Consider the following 23,156-nt stretch of genomic DNA (forward strand, 5'->3'; position numbering starts at 1 on the left):
AGCCTCAACTTTGCGGAACCGACACGTTGGCAACAGAGACGACCATGAACGTCGAATATGGGGGACTGCTTAGGCCAAGATTTGTGCATGAACGACGAGGAGTACGAAACACTGCTTCAGACCCTCAGGCTGCGGACGCGCGGGAGCGGGCGGGCTGACCTCGACGGACTGCTGATGGATTCGCGAGTGGCCGAGGCGAGGGGCCCTCGAGAGGCCGTTATCGGGTACCTGACGGGACTCCGAGATGAGATGTCTCTTGGGGGCGAGGAGGTCATCCGCGAGTCGATGCGACGCCTACGTGGCATCCCGACAGAGTCGGGGTTGCCGATCGAGGGCATCGTGGTGGATGTCACGGAGCAGGACCGAGCCGCATTCGGCATTGACGAAATCGACCTGGTGGGAAGTCCGGAGCTCGATCGAGCAGTGCGTGAGATCGACGACCTGATTAGAGAACTGCGGGAGGACGACGCAAGATGAGCCTTACCCTTGAGGGCGTGATCGCGAAGGTGAACGAGATCTTTGCGACGTACGACTCATCCTCGAGCGTGGTCAGCCTAGTCGGGGAGGATTGGAAAGCCGGCAAGGTTTACGAGGCGTGGATTATGACTTTGTTGCTTGACCGCCTTGAGAACATCGAAGGTTTCGCGGCGACGCTGGTAGGGGGCACGAAGGTACATCTCAAGTCCTCGCCTGGGCCAATCAACGGCAGCTATCCGCACTTCAAGCTGGTCCGACGCGGCGGGCCTCAACTCGATGTCTGGACCGACGTTGAGTTCGCAACCTTGAGTTACTCGATATCTGGGAAGTCGGGTAAGCCAGGGCAAGCCCATAGACACGAGCTGGACATAGTAGTGGTGCATGATGGCGTATCGGGCTATCCGGGCCACCAAGACATAGTCCTCGGCGTAGAATGCAAGAACACGGGCTTTCAGAAGCAGATGGCTAGGGCGGCGCTCGGGGTGCGACGGGAACTCAGCCTTCTTAGTTCGAATCAGCCAACGCCATTTACATCTTGGCCAGCGGGAGTGGTACCGGCGGATCCTCCTTCCGTTCTCCTGGTGTACTCGACGGACTCCAACGTTGATGGCTACAACGAAGCTGGGTCCATCTTCGGTGTGAAGTTTCTCTACGAGCCGATGCCTTAAGGCTTCGTCTGCCCTGCAGGCCATGTGACTCTTGCCGATTGATCCCGCGGTAACGCCGGCGGCGGAAGGACACAAGTCCTGAACGACTTAGTGGCTCTGAGGTCGATTCTCTAAGACGGTTGACTGTCAGGCTGAAGTCCACGAACTTAAAGGCGAAATAGCCAGCGCAACAGCCGGGCTGGTAGGGGCCACTCGCCGGCTCTGTAGCTTTCGGAGAGATAGCGCGCGGTACGACGCGCGTTCCAAAGGATGGCGACTAGCAAGCCGACACCTGTGAGCCATGCCCCTGAGAGTGCGACGTATTCTGCCTTGACGTCGCCGTCGGCCCCCCACGACTGGAACACGGCGCCGGTGCTTAACAGGATGAATACCGCGATCCAGAGGGTCAAGGCGGCGCCAGCTACAAAGGTCAGCCACCCTGAGAACGGATCGCGCGTCGTTGCCGCCAGGACCTTACGAGCGTAGCCCAGCATGGCACCCACACCTAGGACGGCGGGTCCACCCAGCAGTGCCGCCGTCGTCGCGGCTTCGGTCGGAGTCAACTTTTTGGCGGCAAATCGGCCTTCGGGAAGTCGTCGCCGAGAACGACAGCCCAAGGATGCGCATCGTCATCCGTGATGGTGCGTACCGCTACACCTGCTCTCTCTGCGTAAGAGATGAGGGCGTCGCGGCGGTCCTCCGACGCCAGCGAGACCTTGGTGCCGTTGAGTCCATCGACGGTTTCGCGGCCCAACTGATGGGCTGCCCTCATCGACCACGTGAGGGTGAGGACGTCCGCGTCGTCGCTGTAGGTGGCGAGCAAGGTCGAGCGCATGCTGCGGGCTTGGGGCGGCGTGACTCGAAGAAGGGCTTGGATCTCGAAGTCCTCAATCACTCTGCCAAGCTGGCGGCTGATTTCGATCAGGATCGCAGAACGCTCAGACACGAGGCTTGTTGGGACAGGGCCAGATTCGACGGTTCTTGAGTACGCGTTCTTGGCCATGGCGGTGAGGTAGGCGTCCACGAGTGTTTTACTCTCCGAGCGCGCCCCTAAACGGCGCGCAACTACCGTCTCGAGGCGACTTAACTCGTCTTTCGTCAACCCCGACATGGCCGAGAGCCTAGCGTCGTCGGCGTCATATGCGCGGTGAATCACCAAGCCGTGATGCGGCCATCGCAGAGTGGGACGAGCGTTCTAGCAGTTCCACGACAGCAGGGATACTTGAATAGCGGCTGCGCTACCTCGCTTCCGCGTCTGTCCTGAGCCAGCCGGTTCCCCCCTTCCCACCCGTGCGCGCGCGCTGGATGGCAGTCTCACCCGGCATCCAGTGCTCGAAGGTGCTGCACGAGGCGGCGCGAGTTCGGGACGTACCACGAAGCCGAGGGACAGATGGACGCCTCGCGGCGGAGTGACGCACCGCGCTCATCCTTTCGCCAGCCGCTACGTCGCTTGTCATCTGACGGGCGGCCGGCTGAAAGCGATTCATGAGCCTAAGCCGACCGAGGCACACCCACATCAGTCTCATCCTCACCTGACCGCGATCGATGGGATAGAACTTGGAGGTCGACCAGTTAGGGGGTAAGCGTGGACCCAGCCGAAGGCGAACGGCGAGCCGCCATCGGCTTCGCCGGGCAGTACGGTCTCGCGGCCACGATCGTCTACGACCACCTCTCCACACTTGAGTGGATCCACGTGGCTGATCCGGACGTCGGCATCGCAGACGACTTCCAGTTCAAGGCGGGGTCAGCCCGTCACGCGCTGCAGGTGAAGTGGGCGCAGTACCCCGAGTCCTTCACCTGGAGCGCACTGACAGGCAGGACCGCATCACAGGATGCACTGCTTGCCCGACTGGCCGGGGCGTGGGCGGCGATCCGAACGACGTGGGACGGGCCGCTGGTCGTCCACTTGTGCACCAACGGCCAGCCGTCGGTAGGCCCGCCGGCTGCGGCCTCCGTACTCGCGTCCGCCACAGTCAACGGGCCGAAGCATTTGGCGGCATTCTTAGCGCGGTCATTCAAGCCCGCCCAGCGGGCCATCCGGGACAACCTCATGGACATGGACGCCCTCCGTTCGCTGGGCGTCTTCGCCGAGTGGGAGCCGGTCTGGACCGAGTTGCAGCGCGTCTCCAGCCTCGGTGACGATGATTTCCTCCGCTTCGTCGAGGATCTCGAGTTCGACTTCGGAATCAGGGCGCTCGACGACGTCTCATCGAGCCTCGAGGGAGCGGTCGATCTGCAGGTGCGGAACGACCTACGCATCCTGGCCGGGGAGCTCCAAGCATGCGTCGCCGACCCGGCCAGGCCGCGGCGCCTCGACCGAGCCGAGTTGCTCCATCGTTTGGGTTGGGAAACACGCCTCCGCTACAAGAACCGACACGAGTTCCCGGTCCCTGGCACCTACACACCGAACCACGCCGCAACCAGAGCACTACGCGAGGCGCTCACCACCCTCGACGGCGGGTACCTGGCGCTCGTGGGTCCGGCGGGATCGGGAAAATCGACCCTGCTTTCGGACCTCGCGATAGACGGGCGGGTGGTTCGCTACTACGCCTTCGTCCCGGACTCGCCCAACCCACTTAGTCACCGAGGGGAGGCGGAGTCGTTTCTCAACGACCTATCCCTCGCCCTGGAGGAGACCGGCATTTTCCGCAGCGGCCAACCGTCGGGCCTTCCCGGGCTTCGGTTCTGCGTCGGGCAACAGCTCGCCCGGGCGCAGGAGGCGTGGAGTGCGCGCGGCGAGAGGACCGTTATCGTCATCGACGGCCTCGACCATATCCCCCGAGAGCAGAACCCGAGCCGGTCCATGCTCGAGGAACTCCCCGCGCCGGCCGGCCTCGGCGACGGCGTGTTCATCATTCTCGGCACTCAAACCACGTCCGTCGTCTCGCCTGACATTCGCAATGCGTTGAGCCAGCCGGGGCGCACCGTCATCCTGCCGCCACTAGCAGACCACGAGGTGCGAGACCTCGCGCATCAGGCAGGGCTAGGGGAGTGGCTGTGGCCCGGCCAGATCGACACATTCGTCGAGGTCACCGAGGGACATCCACTCGCCGCCACCTATCTGCTCAGCGAGCTCAGCGGCTCAGCGGCGTGCGCTCCAGACGAGGACCAGCGGCGCGTCCACGCGGATCGCATCTTGGCAGATGCGTCGAACTACGGCGGTGACGTCGAGCTGCGCTACCGCGGCTACTTTCAGGCGGTCCGAACGGACGCCGAGGTCGTTAGTCTCCTCGCCAGCGTCGCCCGCCTGCGCACGTCGCTCAATCTACGCTGGCTGTCCTCCTGGGCATCCGCCGACATCGTCACCCGATTCGTGACAGATGCAAGGACGTTCTTTCGTGTCGAGGGCGACGAGTGGCAGTTCGTACACAACAGCTTTCGCCGCTTCCTCGCCGATGAGACCGCCCGAATCGACGGCGCCGTCAGCGAGAGCCGCGACCGTGACCTCCATCTCGACCTGGCAGATCGCTGTGCCAACTCGGGCGACGCCTGGCCCACCTACCGCGACGAGGAGATAGCACACCGCTACCTGGCTGGAGACGACCATCGGGTGCTCACGTTGGCCACCCCCGCAGCCATGCGTGCCAGCCTCCGCGCTCTCCAGGCCTCGCCCGTGATCCAGGACCACACCGGCCTTGGCCTCCGAGCCGCCGCGAGATCCGGCGACGACATCGCCTTCGTGAGACTCGCGCTGTTCACTGCCGAGCTGGCTCAACGAGAACAGGCGTTCCGACCCGAGCAGCTGGCCACAGCACTCGCGGGTCTGACCCCAGCCACGACCGCAATCGACTACGTCGTCCGAGGCTCCAGAGTCCGTATCGCGGCGAACACCGCAGCCGCGATCGCCGCCTCTTGGGCAGTACACGGTCACAACGCAGCCGCAGCTGCGATCCTCAACGCCTTAGGCGGGGTGACCGCTCTCACCGAGTCACGCGTTAGTCGCAGCGGCGAGGCGGACGGCGTGGCTGACTGGGCCATCGCAACCTTCCACGTCTCCGGCCTGGACACCGTCCTCACCCATCTGGAGCGCCACCTCCCCTTCCCGGAGTCGGAACCACCGGCACGCCAAGGAAACCCAGACGACGCGGATGAGGCGCGGGACTGGCGCCTCGAACGTGAGCATGAGGAGCGGCGACACCAACGCCTCGAGGTCCTAACAGCGTGCTTCGACGAACTCCTCGATACCCGCGACTTCGCCAATCTTGATGGCATCAGYGAAAGGATCGACGCCGAAGGTGACGTCGGCTGGCGTGCGCGGGCTCGACTCATGCGCGCACTTACCGCCGCGGAGGACGGAGACGCGGACGAGACCGTCGCGCAGATCAGGCAGATGGTAGCGCTTGAAGGACGGCACCAGTCGGAGGATCAGGACGGTGATGCACGACTACCTCTTGGATTCCGGATGCGGGCCGCAGTGACTCTGCTCTCCCTCGGCCTCCACGACAGTCAGACGTTCCGAGCATTGATCGGCGACGACCAACAACCGACCATCGACGATCCCGGCCACGAACCGGAGTCGTCGTACAGGCAAGTACTGGATTTCGAAACAGTCCGCCACTACCTCGCGCTTGTTACCCCGGGAACTGCGCCAGAGCGACCCTTAGATGCCTTGGCCGACGGCTCGGAGACGGCCAAGGCGACGGGCCCGGCGGCTGGCGCGCGCCGACATGACCCCGCACGACAGCGCTTCCGGGGTGGGGTTCTTGCCGTCGCTCGCCTCCGAGCCGAATCTATCGCGGCGCGTGAGGGAGTGGTTGACCCGCCAAGGGTGGCCGGCCGAGTTGCTGAGATTCTCCAAGTCATAGAAGTACCCCGGCAGACAACGAACGACTGGCACGGGTGGTACCGCGTTCGAGAAGCCTTCCCGAGCCTGATGACCGACATCATCCACCTCGCCCACCGCGTCGGCGGATCCGCAGAGCTCTCACGTCTGACGGGCATCCTGGACAGAACTTGGAATGGAGAGCGGGCAGGCTATTGGTCGGTGGAGTTCCGTCATGCGGCACTCGAACAGCTCGCAGCCCTGGACCGATCCTCGCACGGCTGGATCCAGCGCAAGCTCGACGACATCGGCGCGCTGATTATCGAGCGGTCCTACGATCCGCAGTCGCAGGTCGAGGCTTGGCTGAAGCACGCCGAAATCCGTTCAATGCTGGACCAACGGGCTCAAGCGCTCGAGGCGGTCGCAGCCGCGGTCGATGCGTCGCTGGGGCTCGGAATGACCGACGACGACGAGCAGCTCGCCCATTGGGTGGGCTGGCTCACGACCGCAAGGAACTGCACCGCGATCTCGGAATCCGAGTACCTCGCCTCCATCGACCGCTTCGCCACTAGACTGCCGGGCGCCTCGCGGACCGACGAGAGCGCGGCGACAACGGCCGCCGGTCGACTTGTACGGGAGTGCTGGCAGGTATCGCCGATGCATGCCTACCGCGTCGGCATCGCGCTGTCCGACGTCGGCGCGCTTCCAGAAATCGATCTCATGACCAGCGCCCTTCTGGGTTGTCTGGATGCCGAAGATACGTCTGCCAGCCAGCTCGCGACGCTCGTCGCAACCCAGATGCTATTGCCTGTTGCCGGACGCGATCGCGATCGCGTCATCGAACGGCTCCGAGCACTTGCCACGGATGCAGACCGCGACACAATCGACCAGTCGATGCAGATCTGGGGGCTTGTCGAAGAGACAGAGGCAAGCGCCACGACAGCTGTGCAGGACGAGACGGACTACTCATCGGGAGCCTCCCCCGACCGGGCGAGCCCACGGGTAGCTGGCGAAGCATCGGACCCGGAGACACCCGCCACGGCTGGGGCCCTTCTCGCACTCCTGCGGAGGCTTCCCGACGGCTCCGAGATGCTAGAGAGCTGGTGGGTCAGGGTCGCGAACAAGTTGTTCCTTGACCCCATCCCACTCAACGTCGCACGAGTGCTCGTCCAACAGTTGGATCGCCTGCATGCACCCGAGGACGCGTTGGGCCAGGCGTGCAGTGCCCTCGCGGCCGCTGGAGACCCCCAGGCAGCCCGTCAGTCCCTCGAGATGCGCTTGAGCACCCTTCCTAGCAGCGGTTGGTTCCGCCAATACGACGGGGGCACTCGGCAGAAGCTGTTCGCTGGCGCGCTGCGCGGACGTGTGCCAGCCATTGTCCGATTGGCGCTCTCAGACCTCGCCGAAACCCTCGCCGGTGGCATCTTCTCCTGGGGGCGGATGGCAGTCGACGGCCGACAGATCCTCGAATTGGTGGCCGGCCCCTCGGCCGTCGGCGCCGCCTGGCCCGATATCGATGACTACCTCGAAATCTTCGCCCCCGGAAACCCGTCGTTTCAGAAAGCACGCCTGGGGCTCCGCATGGACGCCGTCGCGGACACCAGTGCAGCGGCGCTCGCGGCGATGGTCGGCGATTATCTGGGTCACCCCGCGAAGGCACCGGAGGAAGGAGCACGTCGGGCCCTCGTGCGACTCCTGACGAGCGGATCGCCCGAAGCCGAGTCCCGGGCGGCTGTCCTCGCCGCCCTTGAGGACGCATTAGACCGTGGCGGATGGGCAGCTGAGTCCGCCCTGTCGGTACTGGTACTTTCGGCGGTGGACCAACCGCCGCCTACCCTCATCGCCGCGGTGGAGAGGGCGACCGCCGGAGACGATCAGATACTGCGCGATGTCGCTCGTCGAATATGCCTTCAGTGGGGCCGGCCAGCGGCGAGAGCAGTGAGGCGTGATCTCTCACCCCTATATGTACTGGAGCTGCCCACGCTCCAGATGCATCAACCCCCGGAGATCGACGCCGAGGGCATCCCCTTCGTCGACCTCAACGACCCCCAGCAGGTCGTCGCACCCTTCAACAATCTAATGGAGGTGCTGGCCGACGTAGCGGAACTATCACAGCCCGCGGTCATGTACCGGGCCTCACAGCTCGCGCTAACGCCGACAGGCGATCCCTGGACCGACGGCGGACACCGCGCGATGGCCGACCGGTTGAAGCGCCGCGGGCAGATGCACACTTACCGGCCTTGGGCCTACCTGGTCGGCAGACGCGCAGCCGGTAAGGTGCTCGCCGAGCTCACGGACGCGGCCTTGGTGCGTGACCCCTATCCGTCGTTCACGTTCGACCTGTTGGCTCCGGAGCTCCTACTGGTCGAGCCTGGCCCACTTTCTGATTCGGTTCCCCAACCGTGGCGTCCCGCGACGGTCTCGTCGTACGACAACCGTGGTTGGTGTGAGGAAGCCCAGCAGGCCCTGGAGCACTATCGCGCCAGCCTGACCTCCGCACCTGACTTCGTGCTCGGAGAACACTCGGACTGGGGAAGTCTTGAGTGGGGGCTCCCGCGAGAGGAGCGGAAGATGGATCCCATCCATGTGCGCGGAACCAATGCCTTCGGACTGCCAGTTCGTGCGCCGTCTGTTGAAAGCGGTGGAAGTGCCTACTGGTATCCAGGCCGGGCCGCCACAACATGGCGCCACAATGAGCTCATCGTCCGGGGATTCGAGATGTTCAACAACTCCCCATTCCTTAGGTGGCTCGCCTTTCACCCGGGTGCAGCGGAAGCCCTTGGCTGGGCACCAATCGAAGGGCAGCGATTTGCATGGCGAGGTTCAGACGGTAACTGGCGGGCTCGCACGGACTACTCGGTGCGCGGACTGCTCAGCCACGGTCCCCCTGCACACAGCTATGTCGCTGAAGTCTGGCGTGTGGTCCTGAGCCAGTTCGGTCGTGAAGAAGTTGAGCGTAGGTTCGGCCCGCTGGCCCGCCGACTCACCGTGACTCGTATTCAGCCCGCAAGCCGGAGAGAGGGGACGTCCGAGCAGCGAACGACCGCTCACGGCGACATCTAAGTTTCGGCCAAACCGCGGAAAGGTGACCGGCGCGCGACGCGGACGCATTCGATGCGCGCACGAGCTTCTTCGCCGGCGTCATTCTGGGCGGAAGGGGCGCCCTGAGTGGGCGGTAGGGGACAGGTTCCGGGCACCCTTCCAGTGGGACAGGGGTAGCGCACGCGACCCGCCTCGGCTTCTGCTAGATGCCGATCCGCGCTGATTCCAGTTGAGCCTGGATTGGTTGGGAAAGCGCGTGCGGCAGTTCCCTCGCGGCGCGGACTGCTAATCCTTCTGCGTGCCAGACGGCGCCGAAGAGTGCCGGTACGTCGGCGCGTGTGGCGGCGATCATGCGTCCCGCACGCTTGGCGGTCAGGGTCTCCGGGCGCCCCGCGGCGTGTCGTGCGTGGATGAACAGGACGCCGGAGTCGAGCAGGCGCGAGGCCCACGGTGCTGCTAGGGACGCGATCCATGCCGCGGCGTTCGCGCCACGCAAGAGCGCCTGGTATCTCGCCTCGTCGTCGGGCTGAGATCGACCAGGGAGCTGCGTGACGGTCGTAAGCGTTGTGTACAGGCGGCGTGCCGCCTCGACGTAGGAAGAAGTGGGTGGCATGCCGGTGGAGGTCTGCGACCAGGCGTCCGCGCCCAACTGAAGTGCGGCTGCCGTGGATCGCAGCAGGCGATGGACGTCGTCCGTGCTGTCTCCGGCACCACCCCGGACCATGACCGAGTCGAGGGCCGCGTAGATGTGAATGGCCTGCCGATTGATGTCTTTGAAGACCTCAACGCTCGGTAGCCCCTCGCGGAGCTCGTCGCGGGCAGCGATGGCCCATAGGTGGAGTGATCTTTCGAGGTCCGAGACCGGCGACTCGGGTGAGTGCTCGGAGGGCGGGATGGTCGGGTTCTGCAGACCGAGCATCGGTGGCGGCGTATGCGCGACCTGTGCGAGTTGTCTCGTTGCGAACCGCGCCAGCGCGAGTGGACGGTCCGCGACCTCGGGGTCGCACCGGGAGAGGGTGTGCGTGGCTGCGGCGGCAGTCAGGGCGAGGCATTTTTGGGTCATCGTGGTAGCCGAGTCCGCGGACAGTTCCGGGGTACCCGGATCAAGCCGGTTCGTAACGAGCAGGTCGCCCAAGGCGCCCAGCGTGTAGGCGAGCTTCGCCATGGGGTGCCTCTCATCGGTGCTCGCGGGATACACGTCGGTGCGGACTGCGAGCTCGGTGCGGGGGATGCGGTAGCCGTTGCCCGTAGGCGCCGCGAGCAGGGTGCCGGCGCAGATGCGCTCTCTGACGGCATCGGGGTGGGTCCCGAGTAGTCGCGCGGCTTCTTTGGTGGAGAAGTCTGCTTGGTCATCGGCTGGGCGGAGCGGGTGTGGGTAGTCGATGAAGATCCGGTAGATGGCTTCTGCGTGCGGGTCGCTCATCGGCCATCCTGTTCTGGCCCGGACGAGTTCATGCAGCACCCGGTAAACGGTCTGGTCGAGGGACTCCCACAGCGAGATGTCGACCTGGGCGAGGGATGTCTGCAGTTGGGCGAGGGCCGTGTCGGCGCGGTCCAGCAGGTCGGTGGCGCTGGTGGACATCAAGCGCCGCCTTCGTGGGCGCCGTGGCCGCCGTTGAGGGCGGTTTCGAGTGCGGACGCGTTGGCCGTGAGGTCTGCGACGTGGGCACGCCAGAAGGAGAAGTCGCTGGGCGCCGCTTGGGGCTGCACCCGGTCGAGGGCTGTCAGGGCAGCGACGAGATGGTGGTGCAGTCCCACCTTGTCGATGCCCAGTGGCTCGGGCATGGGGTCCAGCCCGGATGCGACCAAGCGAATCGTGCCGGCCAGGGCGGCCCAGGGATCGAGGAGGTTGCCTCCTGCCTTGTCCTCGGCCAGGTCTGCGGCGCAGAGTAGTTCGGCGGCTGCGTCTTGTAGCGCTGTTGATGACGGCATGGCGCGTTCGAGGCTCCTCGGTCAGGTGAGGCTGGGAGTGGACGTTTCCCGCTGCATCGCAGGGTGTGTGGCTGCGCTCCTGTGCAGTGCGTCGGTGAGAGCGGCCGTATAAGTGCCGCGGGGGTTCCGGCCGTGACGAGTCATTTCGGCATCGGACTCGCGGAGGAGCTGGGTGCGTTCGGCGGGCGCGAGGTAGGCAGCGAGCCCTGTCACGATCTCGACGGCCTCGCTGGTGGCGTGGCCGGCTCGGTCCAGCAGCACCTGTACGAGCTCCCGGCCGGGTACGACCGTGCGAGGCACCTCGGGATCCTGAGCTCGGGAGGGGTCCGCGAGCAGGTCGGGCAGCCCGGCCGGTCCATTGGCGGCCAGCCAATCCGCTGGGTCTGAGCCGGACGGCATACGGGTCAGAAGGACGGGGAGACGTTGCTCGAGGCAGGCGGTGATGAGCCAGCGGGAGGCGCCTTGCCTGCCGGCCTCGTCGCCGTCGAAGGCGATCCGCGGCGGTCGGCGTGTCATCGACAGCACAACGCGGGCCTGCGCCGACGAGACGGAAACGCCGTTCGTCGAGCACACGGCAAGCCGGGAGGTCGTATGTGTTGCGGCAGCGCTCGCGGCGACGGCGAGGGCGTCGAGCGCTCCCTCGACGACGAGGACCTGCGCGTCGGGATCGAGGTGGTGATGGCTCGGCCGGTAGAGGATCTGGGACTTGTCGAAGACGGGCGTGCGTGTGGGGTTGCGGTACCTCGGCGCGGCGGGGTGGCCGCTGATGTCGCGTCCGATGAAGCCGTGGATCGCGCCTCGCTCGCTGGTGACCGGGAGGATGAGCCGGTTGCGGTAGGTGTCGATGAGCCGGCCGCCGCGGGTGCGCATGGACAAGTCCAGGGCGACGAGCTCGTCGTCCTGCACCCCGAGCCTGCGGAGGTGGTCGGTCAGGGTGGCCCATCCGTGGGTGGCGTGACCCACGAATCGCTGCGCGGGGAAGTCGCTCGACATCGCCGTGAGGTCGATGCCGCGTCGGTGCCGCAGGTAGTGGGTGGCGAAGCTGACGCCCACGGGTGTGGCGAAGTGGTCCCAGGCGAGTTGGTTGATGGCGAAGGCACGGCTGGTCGTGATGTCCGCCGCCGGTGGCGTCACGGCGCGAAGCTGCGGCATCTGAGGGACGACCCGCAGGTGCCGGCCGCGGTATTGCCCGCCGTCGAGTTCCGCTACAGCACTTAGGAAGTCGAGGTTGCGGGTGCGCTGGACGAAGTCGATGACGTCGCCGCTGGCGCCGCACCCGAAGCAGTGGAAGCGGTCGGGAACCCCGTCCACCGAGAGCGAGGGCGTCGTGTCCTCGTGGAAGGGGCAGCAGCCGATGAGCCCGTGCCCGCGTGGTTGCAGTTCGACGCCGGCCGCGGCGACGACGTCGGCCAGCGGGTGCCGTGCTCGGACCGCGTCGACATCGATCGGCTGGCGTTGGGTGTTCACAGCTGGACTTCCCGGACCGCGCCCGCTTCACGTTCGGCTGCCTCGATGGCGGCGCCGTAGGAGCCAACGAGCTGAGTGAAGCCTTCGATGGACATGTGGATGTCGGTGTCGGTCGCGTGCGCCAAGGCGCGGTCGACGGCGGCGCGTCGGGCAGCGTGCGACAGGACGGCATACTCCTGCCAGGTCGGGTCGTACGCGTAGAGCAGGCCGTAGGTGGCCGTGTCGCCGTTCAGGCGCAGAGAGATCCGCTGGTTGCCGCGCTGACCCCAGCGCATGCCGTAGTCCCGGTCGATACCCCGGACGTTGCGGTGTGCGGAGTCGAACGCCCTCGGGCCTACCCACTCCAGAGCGGGGGTAGGGGAGTGGCTGGGCACGCCGTGGTCGCATGCCGCGGCGTGGAGCTCATCGAGGTCGCTGACTCCTGCGTCGAGGGCGGTCGTGATGCGTTCGGCGACGACGAACGGGTCGCGGCCGAGATCGGCTGCGAGGAGCTGTCCGGTCGCGTGGGCGTATGCGTTGCGCTGGCCGAGGCGGTACCAGTAGTCGATCGGGTCGTGCTCTTCGATGTTGCGGCTGGCGTTGCGGGCCAGCGCCAGGAGCTGGTCGACGACCGGGTCGGTGGTGGCAGTCTCCGAGGGTGTGGGGTGCGCGTTGGCTGGCATGGCGGCCCTCTCGTGCGCGGGACCATCCCGCGCGTCCGGAGAGGTGACTGCTTTAGCGGGACACCATCGGTGGACTCAATCGCACTGGGGCGCAGCCGTTTTCCTGACCAGCCAGGGCGCGATGAAGTCGTCGCGGTGGCCGGCGACGGAGCACTGGGTCTTGGCGACGTGCTCCGCCAGAAAGTGGTGTCCGTCGTGCAGGGCGCGGATGAAGTCCAGGCCGGCCGTGGGTGAGGCGGTGTCGGCGAAGTCGGCGCGTTCGTGGTCACGCAGGGCCGAGAGGATCTCGATGAGGGCGCCGTGTTTGGCCCAGCAGGGCGGCACGAAGCGGGGCTCGATGGCGAAGCGTCGGACGAGGTCGGTGACCCAGTCGTCGAGCTCGAGCATCCGCTCGCGGGCCTCGTCCTCCGTCAGGGAGGGCCAGTGCACGGGGCCGCGGAGCTGGCCGAAGGCATGCTCGAACGGGTCCGCGCCAAAGTCGAGCGGCTCGTCAGCGGTCATGCGTTGACGCGGTCTGTCGGGGAAGTGCGCTCCCGGAGGTGGCCGACTGGCGACGCAAGAAAACGATCACAGCGGCGGTCGCCGTACGACGGTCCGTGCGTCGCCACGCCACGTCTGCGTCGATGACGGCGTGGAGCAGCTTGGTGGTCGCGCCGGCAAAGCGGCAGCAGGTCCTCGCAGGCCTCAGCCCCCGGGCGTGCGTAGGTGATGTGGTGCAGGTGGCCGGACTTGAGGGTCCAACGGCCTCCGCACACCAGGCAGGAAGGTTCCACTCCGGCAACGGTCAGCCACGCGGCATACCACTGCTTGCGCTTCTCGCTCCAGGCTCGCGAACTGAGGTACGCGTCGTAGGTCGCCCGACGCGAGCGCGGACGACGGCGCTCACGCACGCGCGGCGCTGGCATCGCGGATCCTCTCCTCGAGCTCGACGCGGGCAGTGGTCAGTGTCTTGGCGTCCTTGCGCTTGAGCCACGGGCTCATGGTGAGCGCGATGGGCGGGGCCGAGCGCAGGAGCAGGACGGCGGACCCGAACGGGAGCATGCGCAGCTCGGCCGGCGTGAGGATCGGGGCCTCGCTAGTGGAGGTCGAGGTCGAGCGGCGGCCATCGTGGCTGGTGCTGCGGCTGGTGACGTCCTTCGGGCGAGTGCCGATGAGCTTCGAGAGGTCGTCCAGATCCCGAGCGTTGGACCCGCCTCCGAGGACCAGCTTGACGATCGCCGCGTCCCAGATGGCCGAGGCTGCGTGCTCACCCCAGACGGCGCGGGCCTGCGCCAACGACTGCAGAACGACTGTGGTGGCGATGCCGGAGCCTCCGCCGTCGGACATGAGCGAGGCGAGCGAGGGCAACGGGTAGTTGGCGGCCTCGTCGAGGATCATCGACAAGGGAGGGTCAAGCCGGGAGCCGGGGGAGCCGGCCGCCTTGCGTCGCGCCACCTCGAGGACGTCCTCGAGGAAGGCTCCGACGAGGCCTGCGGTCGCGGCGGCGCCTGTCGAGGTGCCGAGCAGGTAGACGGTGCCGTTGTTCTCCAGGATGTGCGCCGGGTCGAGGTGCTCGCCCTCGGCGGGGGACACGGCATCGAGGACCCGTGGGTCGGCGAGGGCGGCGAAGGCGATCGAGACCATGGCCCAGACCGAGTCGCGTTGCCGGGGGTCCGCGCTGATGATCGAGTCCAGGCCCTGGTGCCACGACCGGGCGGCCTGCGGGCAAGTGCTCAGGATCATCACGGCCTCGCGGGCGTGGACTGCCGAGAGGGACCAGCGGTAGATGTCCGCGGCGTCGCAGCCRCCGAGGGCTGCTGCGTGAAGCAGCGCACGGACGGCCTGCTCGGCGGAGGACTGCCAGAAGTTCGCGTCCGTCGTGCCCGAGGCGGCGCCCTTGGTCAGGGCCTTGGCCCGCACCATCGCCACGTGAGGGTCCTCGCAACCCCGGATCGGTGACCACCTGGCGGCCGAGGGGATGCCCGGGGCCAGGCCCTGCGGGTCGAACACCGCTACCGGGCCTCGCGTTTGGCGGGCACGCATCGTGGAGGTGAGGTTGTCGGGGCGCGTGCTTGTCGTGACTACGGACCCGGGGGCGTCGAGGATGGCGGGAATGACGAGGTGAAGCCCCTTGCCGGATCGGGGCGGCCCAAGGACGACGGTGGAGTCCTCAACCGTCACGAGACACCTGATGCCGTAGCTGCGGCCGACTACATGAGCGACCTCATCCACTGAGGTTTGCAGACTCGACGGGCGCAGCACGGATGCGCGGGGCGCGACACGGGCCGACCCCGCTGCACGGGAGACATCACGCCGCGTTGCCATCCCCGCGCGATGGATCCACTGACTGGGTCCGTGCATTCGTGGGAGGTGCCGACGCAGAAGGACCGTCCCGCTAGCGAGCACCAGGGCCAACACAAGGACCGTCGCCCAGTAGGCCAGCGCGGACCCCAGCTCGAGGCCCCACGCGTCGGCCGGGTCGGCCGGTGCGGTCAACGCCCGGAGGGCGCGGCTTGCGGAGAAGGACGGGGTTGGATGGCCGCGAGCTGTCTCCGCGACGACAGCGGCAAGCCAGAGAAGTGCGATGGCCGTCGCTGCACTGGCGAGCAGACCGAGCAGGGCCCGGTCACTTCTGGAGAGCACTGGCTCCTGCCGATCCATGAACTGGGCACGGAAGTTTCGGGGCACCAGGAGACGACGTCCTCGTGCCGCGCCGCGGGGACGTGGCATGCGGGCCCTCCGCCCTGCGCCGCCTTGGCTGCCGCAAATCGGCGCAGGGCGCGGATGTCCTTGCCAGAGACAGCCGAAGGACTGACCGTGCTGACAGCACTCGGGTGCAAGGCGAGCGAGGTGCCCGGGTGTGCGGTGGTCGCTCTGGACGAGGCGAACCAGAGGCCGGCCGCACATCGCGCTCCAGTGTTTGTGGTCTCGGCTTCTGCCCCGCTCTTCGTCGGCGTGTYGTCGGTGTTCCAGAAACGACCGTTTCTGAGGTGGCTTGGGAGCGAGCTCAGTCCAGAACCAGGTCAGGCATGTAGATGAACTCGGCGCCGGCCTCATTGCGGCAGATCACCTTGTAGCCCTGGGACTGCATCTTCTGAAGATAGATTGCGCCCTTGACGGCTCGGCGCACGTACTCCGTAGGAGCGAGCCCCGCCTGCCTTGCCGCGCTCATCAATGACCGAAGGCCAGCTCCTGAGAAGCTCACCTTCAACCGAGGCGAACCTGCAACTCCGGGTCCGGGACCGCGGTCGTTCGAGGCGGGCGGCTTAATCACGGTGGTGGCGCTCATGTCCCAACACTACCCAGAGTTGGTGCATCGTGGTGCCACGATGCACCAAACGAGCCCCTCGGTTGGACTTCGACGGTGCATGAATTGATATGTAAACGCCGAATCACGGGGTGACCGTAGCATGTTTCGCACCTACGATAGAGGCATGGACGACAACGGCACGCCAGGCACTGGCTGGGACGAAGAGTGGGAGATCTTCGACCTGGACGAGCCCGCGCAGCGGGTCTCGTTCGTCGAGGGATTCGAGCGCCTGACGCGGGCGTTCTTCACAGGGATGGCTGCGTTGTCCCTCGCCGGGTTGTTCGTGATGCTGGGCCTGGGCAAGCTCTCCGGAGGAGAGTTCACTACCTGCTTTATTGGCCTGTGTCTGGTCTCGGGTGGCACCGCCGTGCTCATCGAGCGTCCCGAGTACCTGAAACGACTCACCGGCTTTGCCCGGAACGCTGGACGGGCTATGCGCACAATTGAGGCGCTCAGTGGGTCAGAGAGCGGCAGCAAGTCGTCGAAGGGCGGGCATGACTTTCTCGCCCACGACGAGGATCCGATGGACGGCAATGACCGGCCAGAGGGCAGGGGTCCGGGCCGATGAACGCATCGATCGCAGACGCAAGGGGGAAGCTCATGAGCAATCGGACATCAGTGGAGCCAAACAAGCCACAGATCGAGGCATTCCTGACTTTGGAGACAGGGCCCGCGGCCCGCGACATGCTGCGGATCTTCACCGAGGGCGCCGACAGCGACGGCATGAACTCCTTTGCTGCGGTCGCCAAGGCGCTCAAGACGGACAAACGCATCGTGTCCCGCGAACTCCACCGCCTCGATGCGAAGTTCGAGGAGTTGACGGGCGGCACGCTCCTGGACCGGGAAGGTATCCAGTACCAGCTCACCCCCGCCGGGCGCCTCTTCGGTGAGGAACTCATCACTCAGCACCGCAACCTCATGGAGACCGTTCGGCGAGCTTCGAAGCGGCACAAGGAGGGCCGCATGCCGGTTACGGAGAATCTCCTCCCTGAGTTCTCGAAGCTGCAGAAGCGGCTGCGACGAGGCAAGGAGAAGATCGAGCTCTACCCCGATCCTCGCCGGTCGTCCGACCTGTTGCCCTCCACCTACCTGCGTGATGAGAGCAGGTCCAACCCGCAACTATTCCCCTACGCGATGTACTCGGTGTGCGCCGACGCGTCCGACCTGCGCAAGAACCGAGTCGGCAAGATTCCGACGATCGAGGACACCGATATCGACGTGATCGTGATCGACATCGAGCCGTTCAAGATCATGGCAAGCACGCGAACCTTCGGAGGTGTGCCCTCCCTCAGCGTCAGTGACATCTGGAGCCACGACCAGCAATTCGTCGTCCCCGATGGTGGCGCCGTCCGGACGTTCCTGAGTGCTGTGGAGGACGGATGGGAAGGCCGACACAATCACACCGAGGCAACTGACTACAGCTTCTGCGCTGCCTGCCTGGCGAATGATTCGGTCCCGAACCCAGCCATGATCGTGCACGGCAGCCGTAAGCCTGTGGACGGGTTCTCCCTATACGACATCGAAGACCATCCCGAGCTCCAAGCAGTGACAGGGGTCTTCCGGCGTCAGGCAAGGGCTAATCGTCTCCAGTCCACCAAGCGGAATATCTGGGAAAAGGTCTGGGCGGCGGCGACGGACGAGTTCACCGACGCCGCCAGCGACACCGGTGAGAGTGGTGCCGCATGAAGCGCCCACCTTTGGACAGGCTCTCCAGCGATGTCGTCGTTCTGAAGCTCAGCGGTGAAGCGATGTCCGGTGTCGGCTTGCCATGGGATGGCCACGCGTTCGAGGCGGTTGGTGACCAGATTGCTGAGATCGTCGGTGCTGGGGTTCGTGTCGGCGTCGTCATAGGCGGCGGCAACTTCATCCGACATGGCATGCCTTGGGGAGCCAGAGGCCTCCCGATGGGTATCGACGATCTAGGGATGATCGGATCAAGCTGGAACGCTCGGGCACTAGCCCATCAGCTGACGCAGATCGGAGGCATGAAACCAAGGTTGATCGCGAAGGCGGAAGTCGCCGCCGGCCTGGCCGAGGCATGGGACGGTGACATGTCCCTCGGTGAGGCATCTGATGAGGTGGTCATCGTGGCTGCTGGCGTCGGGCAGAGCGGCGTTTCGACTGATGTGGCTGCGCCGGTACTGGCCCGTGATCTTGGGACCAATCGGATCATCATGGCGAAGCATGGTGTGAAGGGGATCTTCACCAGCGACCCCAACCGACCCGTACCGGGCAAGCCTGAAGCCACGTTCTTGCCGAGCTTGACCATTGAGGAGGCTCTCGAAGGCGGTATCTCGATCATGGATCGCTCAGCCCTCGAACTGTGTCGCACCTACAAGATCACCGTGCAAGTGGTCGGCGCGGAGATGTCTCGGAGCCTGACTCGCGCGGTGCGCGGAGATGACATCGGTTCGGTGCTACTACCGTATTGAGTGTCTGTGCACCTGCCGCGGCAAGCTGGTGCCCACTACGGCGCAAGCTCGGCGGGAGGGCTAACCGCTGATCAGTCGGCGTCCAGAGCTTCGAGCTGGCGGTCCCTGGCCCCTTCATGGAAGTTGACCGGGGTGGCGTCCAGAAGCCGTTGAATCATGACTCCCATGAAGGTTCCGGCCTGAAGGGCTTGGGGGACCTTGTCATGTCTGAGGGTGACCCGGGGAATGTTGGCAAGGGCCGTTTCCACCTCCCCGGCCGGCACCGCCACCTCGTCCTCGTCTTCGCTTTCGATGGCCGAGGCCACGACTCCGGCCTCGACGAGGGCGTCTTCTCCGTCGCCGGCGTCGTCGGCATCGGTGGCCGGCGCGTCGGCGTCGGTGTACTCAATGATCAGCAGCGACACAGCGTGGTAGGCGTCGTCTTCGCGGCCGAGCTTCTGAAGGAGGTCGATGAGCCATTTAGCTTTGACCGGTGACTCGGTGAAGATGGTCGACCTGAGCCCGTAGACGAACCCGAGGGCGGCCAGAGGATGGCGAAGCCGAAGGTTCTTGGCGTCGCCGTATGACTCCTCGACTCGGTTGGCCGCGTTCTTCCCGAAACTGGAGTCCATCCGCTTGGTGCTGATGAGCAACTCAGGGCCGGTGTCCCAGTTCGACATTACGACGTCGACTTGCTTGAGATAGTTCTTTCCCAAGATGTTGGCGCTCGAAGCGGCGGCGCCAGCTGGTGGCGTCTTCCCTTGCAGTCGCGTCCACAGAGCCGCGCGCTCCTTCTGGGTGACCTTCCCGAGCAGGCTGACGACGGGAGCAGGGAGCACCCGCGGCGCGGTGGCGCGAGGCCAGACGGCGTCGCGGTCGAACCCGGCACGCCGGAACTCGTACGCAAGCCAGACGTCGAGCGCCAGAGCGGGGACCCCCGTCGTGGTTTCCGCCTTGAGGAAGAGCGAGACTCCCAGGAGCTTGGTCAAGACCTCAAAGTCAGGCTCGTACTCCAGGTTCCCGTCTGGAGCGACCGACCACGGGTTGGTGTGGAGCCCCTCCGGCGCCGCATCAGCGACGATCCGGTCGAAGATGGCCCAAGCACGGGCTTTCTTCGAGGGCTCCTTTGACTTGGAGGCGGTGTCAGCGGGCACCCTGCGACCTCACCAGTCGTCTCGTCGCCAGCTTTCGATGTTCGCGGCGCACCAGCTGAAGGTCGGGAACCTCCGAATCACCGAAGAGGACAGCGTCGACGAGGTGAACTGCCCGCTCGAGCTGGCCACGGCCAAGTTGGTTCGCGACGTCGCTCTTGACGGCCCTGAGCTGTTCGGCCTTGGCAGTGAGGAGGTCGAGTGAGGGCACGACCCAACGATCGGCCTCGCGCGGCTCAATCTTCAATACGCCTCCTCCGTAGGCGCGACCAACCATCTCGGCGTGCAGGACGGTGACCGAGTTCAGGCTCGCCAGAGGCAGAAGCTCCCTTCCAAGCTCGCGACGCTGCTCGCCGAGATACACCCCGTGGACAGAGTTGAGGTGGTGAGCCTTGGCGCTGTTCGTGGTGAGCCGAGGCGTGTCAGCGTTCATGCACGTCAGCAACAGGTCAGCCGGTGGCACCAGCGGCACCCTCCACCAGGGTTTGCGTACGCGACACTTGTACGCCCCATCCACGCCAGCGATGTGGCCAGCTTCGATATACGCCGCAGCTTGCGGCGTGGGCTCACCGCTGGGCCGGAACAACCAGGTGGACTGCCCTCTGTTCCCAAGGGCGGTGAGAAGCTGCGTCGAGAGGCTAAGGCCGCGTAGATGCGAGCTCCCTGGCGGAGAGAGGCGTATGAGTTCCTTGCGCGAAAGGCCGAGCTCCTGAACCTTCGCGGGAGACAGCGCGAAGTACGCATTGTTCCCGGTCACCATGCCGAGGGTGGTGTCGCCCCACTGCTCCAAGGGCTCGAACTGCCCGTCTCGCACGAGAGCCATGAGGCTGTCCTGCACGTCTTCGTCGACAAGGAGGGCCGTCCACTTGTCCGCGGGATCGGTGGGAGTCCACGTGTGGGAGGCCTCGAGATCTTGCAGCGAGGCAGCGTTGCGTGCCTGGTGAATGATCGCGTGGTCGGTTGGGCCTTCTCCGAACCCCTCGGCGAGCAGCAGCACGACGTCCGCCTCCGCCTCAGAAAACACCTGCTCGTCGAAGAGCACAAGCCGCACGGTGCTGAAGCGGTCGAACAGGAACCGGCGCACCGCCGATGCGTAGTTCACACTCAGCAGCTCCGCCGGAAGCACGAGTCCCAGTCGGCCGCCAGGGCGAAGAAAGAGGGCGGAGTGGACCGTGAACGCTGCCCAGCTTGAGGCCAATGCAGTGAGGGATACGCCGGCGCGGAGCGCGGCCGCCCGCGACGCAGCCCGCGAGGCGCCAGAGAAGCCCTGGTAGCGAATGAAGGGGGGATTCCCGATGACTGCTGAGTACTGCGGCTTGGGATCCACGTGGAAGAAGTCACTCACGACCACATGAGGGTCGCCCCCTGCCTCACGGACGCGCTCACTCGCGGTCTTGGCTGAGACCGCATGGATCTCGACTCCGTCGACCCGCGGCGATACCGAAGGATCTTCGGCGAGGTGCTGAAGCCGGGCAACTGCCTCCACGAGGAAGGCTGCGTCTCCAGCGGAGGGCTCCATCACAGCGTCATGTGCGCTGCGGATGGCCCACTCCGCGATGAAGCGGGTGATGGGCTCGGGGGTGAAGAAGGCGCCGCGTGCCTTGCGCCGCTCAGCAGTGTCGGGCTTCTCTGATCCGACAGGCGTGGGCAGCATCCGGCCATTCTGTCCCAACCCATAAGCGGACTCGCACGCGGCTCGCCGACTGCGTTAGGCAGTCTGCCGGAACCAGGCCGCGGCTGCTGTGCCCTACTTTCGGTTGCTTCGTCGCCCGCCGGTACGGCGAGCTGATGCAACCCACGGAGCCAGGGTGTCGCGGAGGCGGGCGGCGTTGGCCGTCGACAGGTCGCCCTCATAAGTGACTCGGTCGAGTTCGAATTGCAGCGTCTCGTCGGCGTGCGCGCCGTCGACGTCGTCGACAAGGTGGATCACAGTCTGGCGGGCCATGAACCGCGAGCCTACGAGTCGCTTCGGTAGCCGCAGACGAGGCGGCGCCTCAACAACGAACGTTTCTGAGGTCGTGGTCGTCGCCGGCACTCCGGACGCCTAAGTCGCCCTCCCGTCAGTGGCGCGTTCCGGCACTGCAGAAGAAGCAGCGCGGATAGTCGTGGGAGACATCCATAGGAGCATCCCTGCCCTCTTCCTTCACGAACAGCTGGCCCAGGCCAGTCCCGATCTGATGCGGGAGCTGCTCGGCACGTTCATCAACGCGCTGCTCTCGGCGCAGGCCGACTCGGTGTGCGGGGCGGAGTACGGCACCCGCTCGGCGGAGCGGGTCACCTCCCGCAACGGCTACCGGCACCGTGACCTCGACACCCGCGCCGGCACGATCGACGTCGCGGTCCCGAAGCTGCGCGAGGGCAGCTTCTTCCCGGACTGGCTCCTGCAGCGGCACCGCCGCGCGGAGGCGGCACTGACGACGGTGGTCGCGACCTGCTACCTGCTCGGCGTCAGCACCCGAAGGATGGACAAGCTGGTCAGGACGCTCGGGATCACCGGGCTGTCCAAGTCGCAGGTGTCGGTGATGGCGAAGGACCTGGACGAGCAGGTCGCCGCGTTCCGCACGAGGCCGTTGCACGACGGGCCGTACACGTTCCTCGAGGCCGACGCGTTGACGATGAAGGTCCGCGAGGCCGGCCGGGTCGTCAAGATCGCGGTGATGGTCGCGACCGGCGTCAACGCCGACGGCTACCGTGAGGTCCTCGGGATCCACACCGCCACAACCGAATCGAGGGCCGGCTGGCTGTCCTTCTTCCGGGACCTGACCGCGCGTGGCCTGTGCGGTGTCGCGTTGGTGACCTCCGACGCGCACGCCGGCCTGGTCGAGGCGATCGGTGCGACCCTGCCGAACGCGTCGTGGCAGCGGTGCCGCACCCACTACGCCGCGAACCTGATGTCCGTGACCCCGAAGTCCCAGTGGGGATGGGTCAAAGCGCTGCTGCACAGCGTCTATGACCAGCCCGACGCCGAGTCCGTGAACGCCCAGTTCGACCGGGTCCTGGAGGGCCTGTACGAGAAGCTCCCGGCCGTGGCGGAGCACCTCGAGCTGGCCCGCGCCGACATCCTCGCTTTCACCGTCTTCCCGAAGGAGATCTGGCGTCAGATCTGGAGCAACAACCCGAACGAGCGCCTCAACCGTGAGATCCGCCGCCGAACCGACGTCGTCGGGATCTTCCTGCGTGGTTGTCTGAGCCTTGGGAGCCCGGGGGTGACCCGGAATCTTTCTGTCGGGCCTGAGGGCCTTGACCCCGTTAGGGCCAGTCCCTCCGGGCTCTCTCTTTCCCGGTGGTCCCGTGACCTAAGAGCGGCGTGCTGACC

General features: G+C 65.9%; 18 protein-coding genes and 1 pseudogene. 7 read left to right on the forward strand and 12 right to left on the reverse strand.

Annotated elements, in window-relative coordinates; genetic code table 11:
* The first annotated feature begins 87 nt into the window (after window positions 1-87).
* Complete coding sequence (locus AB4Y83_RS16370) at window positions 88-477, forward strand: hypothetical protein (RefSeq protein ID WP_442297524.1); 390 nt, start codon at window positions 88-90, stop codon at window positions 475-477.
* The gene (locus AB4Y83_RS16375; protein ID WP_442297525.1) at window positions 474-1,145 is read left to right on the forward strand and encodes a hypothetical protein; all 672 of its coding nucleotides are present in this window, start codon (window positions 474-476) and stop codon (window positions 1,143-1,145) included. Before AB4Y83_RS16370 ends, AB4Y83_RS16375 begins: the two co-directional genes overlap by 4 nt.
* 146 nt (window positions 1,146-1,291) lie before the next feature.
* Here AB4Y83_RS16375 and AB4Y83_RS16380 read toward each other — a convergent pair whose 3' ends face one another.
* Together AB4Y83_RS16380 and AB4Y83_RS16385 are read right to left on the reverse strand one after the other, a co-directional pair.
* Window positions 1,292-1,618: a hypothetical protein gene (locus tag AB4Y83_RS16380; RefSeq protein ID WP_442297526.1), complete on the reverse strand. Its 327-nt coding sequence runs from the start codon at window positions 1,616-1,618 to the stop codon at window positions 1,292-1,294.
* Window positions 1,619-1,683: 65 nt separating this feature from the next.
* Window positions 1,684-2,235 carry a hypothetical protein gene (locus AB4Y83_RS16385; protein ID WP_442297527.1) on the reverse strand — a complete coding sequence of 184 codons (552 nt, stop codon included), beginning with the start codon at window positions 2,233-2,235 and terminating at the stop codon, window positions 1,684-1,686.
* Between the two features lie 474 nt (window positions 2,236-2,709).
* Here AB4Y83_RS16385 and AB4Y83_RS16390 point away from each other — a divergent pair, with 474 nt between their 5' ends.
* A complete protein-coding gene (locus tag AB4Y83_RS16390) occupies window positions 2,710-8,949 on the forward strand; it encodes a hypothetical protein (protein WP_442297528.1) in 6,240 nt (2,079 codons plus the stop codon).
* A 181-nt stretch (window positions 8,950-9,130) separates the two neighbouring features.
* Here the strand turns inward: AB4Y83_RS16390 and AB4Y83_RS16395 are convergent, their stop codons facing one another.
* The 7 genes from AB4Y83_RS16395 to AB4Y83_RS16425 all read right to left on the reverse strand — a co-directional run bounded on the left by AB4Y83_RS16395 (window position 9,131) and on the right by AB4Y83_RS16425 (window position 16,257).
* Window positions 9,131-10,510, reverse strand: a complete 1,380-nt coding sequence (locus AB4Y83_RS16395; protein ID WP_442297529.1) for a helix-turn-helix domain-containing protein — start codon at window positions 10,508-10,510, stop codon at window positions 9,131-9,133.
* On the reverse strand, window positions 10,510-10,713 hold the full coding sequence (locus tag AB4Y83_RS16400; RefSeq protein WP_442297530.1) for a hypothetical protein: 204 nt from the start codon (window positions 10,711-10,713) through the stop codon (window positions 10,510-10,512). Before AB4Y83_RS16400 ends, AB4Y83_RS16395 begins: the two co-directional genes overlap by 1 nt.
* A 168-nt stretch (window positions 10,714-10,881) precedes the next feature.
* Window positions 10,882-12,327: a CHC2 zinc finger domain-containing protein gene (locus AB4Y83_RS16405; protein WP_442297531.1), complete on the reverse strand. Its 1,446-nt coding sequence runs from the start codon at window positions 12,325-12,327 to the stop codon at window positions 10,882-10,884.
* On the reverse strand, window positions 12,324-12,989 hold the full coding sequence (locus AB4Y83_RS16410) for a hypothetical protein (RefSeq protein ID WP_442297532.1): 666 nt from the start codon (window positions 12,987-12,989) through the stop codon (window positions 12,324-12,326). Before AB4Y83_RS16410 ends, AB4Y83_RS16405 begins: the two co-directional genes overlap by 4 nt.
* 75 nt (window positions 12,990-13,064) lie before the next feature.
* Window positions 13,065-13,490, reverse strand: coding sequence for a hypothetical protein (locus AB4Y83_RS16415; RefSeq protein WP_442297533.1), 426 nt, complete (start codon window positions 13,488-13,490; stop codon window positions 13,065-13,067).
* Window positions 13,491-13,871: 381 nt separating this feature from the next.
* A complete protein-coding gene (locus AB4Y83_RS16420; RefSeq protein WP_442297541.1) occupies window positions 13,872-15,083 on the reverse strand; it encodes a type IV secretory system conjugative DNA transfer family protein in 1,212 nt (403 codons plus the stop codon).
* Window positions 15,084-15,975: 892 nt separating this feature from the next.
* Window positions 15,976-16,257 (reverse strand): hypothetical protein, encoded by a 282-nt coding sequence (locus AB4Y83_RS16425; RefSeq protein ID WP_442297534.1) that lies wholly within the window; start codon window positions 16,255-16,257, stop codon window positions 15,976-15,978.
* Window positions 16,258-16,402: 145 nt separating this feature from the next.
* On the opposite strand from AB4Y83_RS16425, the gene AB4Y83_RS16430 reads away from it, so the two are divergent.
* From AB4Y83_RS16430 to AB4Y83_RS16440, 3 genes are read left to right on the forward strand one after another with little or no spacing between them, the layout of a single operon-like run.
* Entirely contained in the window at window positions 16,403-16,846 is a 444-nt protein-coding gene (locus AB4Y83_RS16430; protein ID WP_442297535.1) for a hypothetical protein, read from the forward strand.
* Window positions 16,843-17,964 (forward strand): helix-turn-helix domain-containing protein, encoded by a 1,122-nt coding sequence (locus tag AB4Y83_RS16435; RefSeq protein WP_442297536.1) that lies wholly within the window; start codon window positions 16,843-16,845, stop codon window positions 17,962-17,964. The genes AB4Y83_RS16430 and AB4Y83_RS16435 overlap by 4 nt, the downstream gene beginning before the upstream one ends.
* The gene (locus AB4Y83_RS16440; protein WP_442297537.1) at window positions 17,961-18,710 is read left to right on the forward strand and encodes an amino acid kinase family protein; all 750 of its coding nucleotides are present in this window, start codon (window positions 17,961-17,963) and stop codon (window positions 18,708-18,710) included. Before AB4Y83_RS16435 ends, AB4Y83_RS16440 begins: the two co-directional genes overlap by 4 nt.
* 71 nt (window positions 18,711-18,781) lie before the next feature.
* On the opposite strand, the gene AB4Y83_RS16445 is transcribed toward AB4Y83_RS16440, so the two are convergent.
* The 3 genes from AB4Y83_RS16445 to AB4Y83_RS16455 form a co-directional block, all read right to left on the reverse strand.
* On the reverse strand, window positions 18,782-19,843 hold the full coding sequence (locus AB4Y83_RS16445) for a hypothetical protein (protein ID WP_442297538.1): 1,062 nt from the start codon (window positions 19,841-19,843) through the stop codon (window positions 18,782-18,784).
* The gene (locus AB4Y83_RS16450; protein ID WP_442297539.1) at window positions 19,833-21,494 is read right to left on the reverse strand and encodes an N-6 DNA methylase; all 1,662 of its coding nucleotides are present in this window, start codon (window positions 21,492-21,494) and stop codon (window positions 19,833-19,835) included. Before AB4Y83_RS16450 ends, AB4Y83_RS16445 begins: the two co-directional genes overlap by 11 nt.
* Window positions 21,495-21,587: 93 nt before the next feature.
* Window positions 21,588-21,785, reverse strand: a complete 198-nt coding sequence (locus tag AB4Y83_RS16455) for a histone-like nucleoid-structuring protein Lsr2 (RefSeq protein WP_442297540.1) — start codon at window positions 21,783-21,785, stop codon at window positions 21,588-21,590.
* 160 nt (window positions 21,786-21,945) lie between these two features.
* Between AB4Y83_RS16455 and AB4Y83_RS16460 the strand changes: the two are divergent.
* Window positions 21,946-23,013: pseudogene (locus tag AB4Y83_RS16460) on the forward strand (IS256 family transposase); the annotation flags it as partial.
* Between the last annotated feature and the right edge of the window lie 143 nt (window positions 23,014-23,156).

The sequence above is a fragment of the Terrabacter sp. RAF57 genome, assembly GCF_052113925.1.
Lineage (GTDB): Bacteria > Actinomycetota > Actinomycetes > Actinomycetales > Dermatophilaceae > Terrabacter.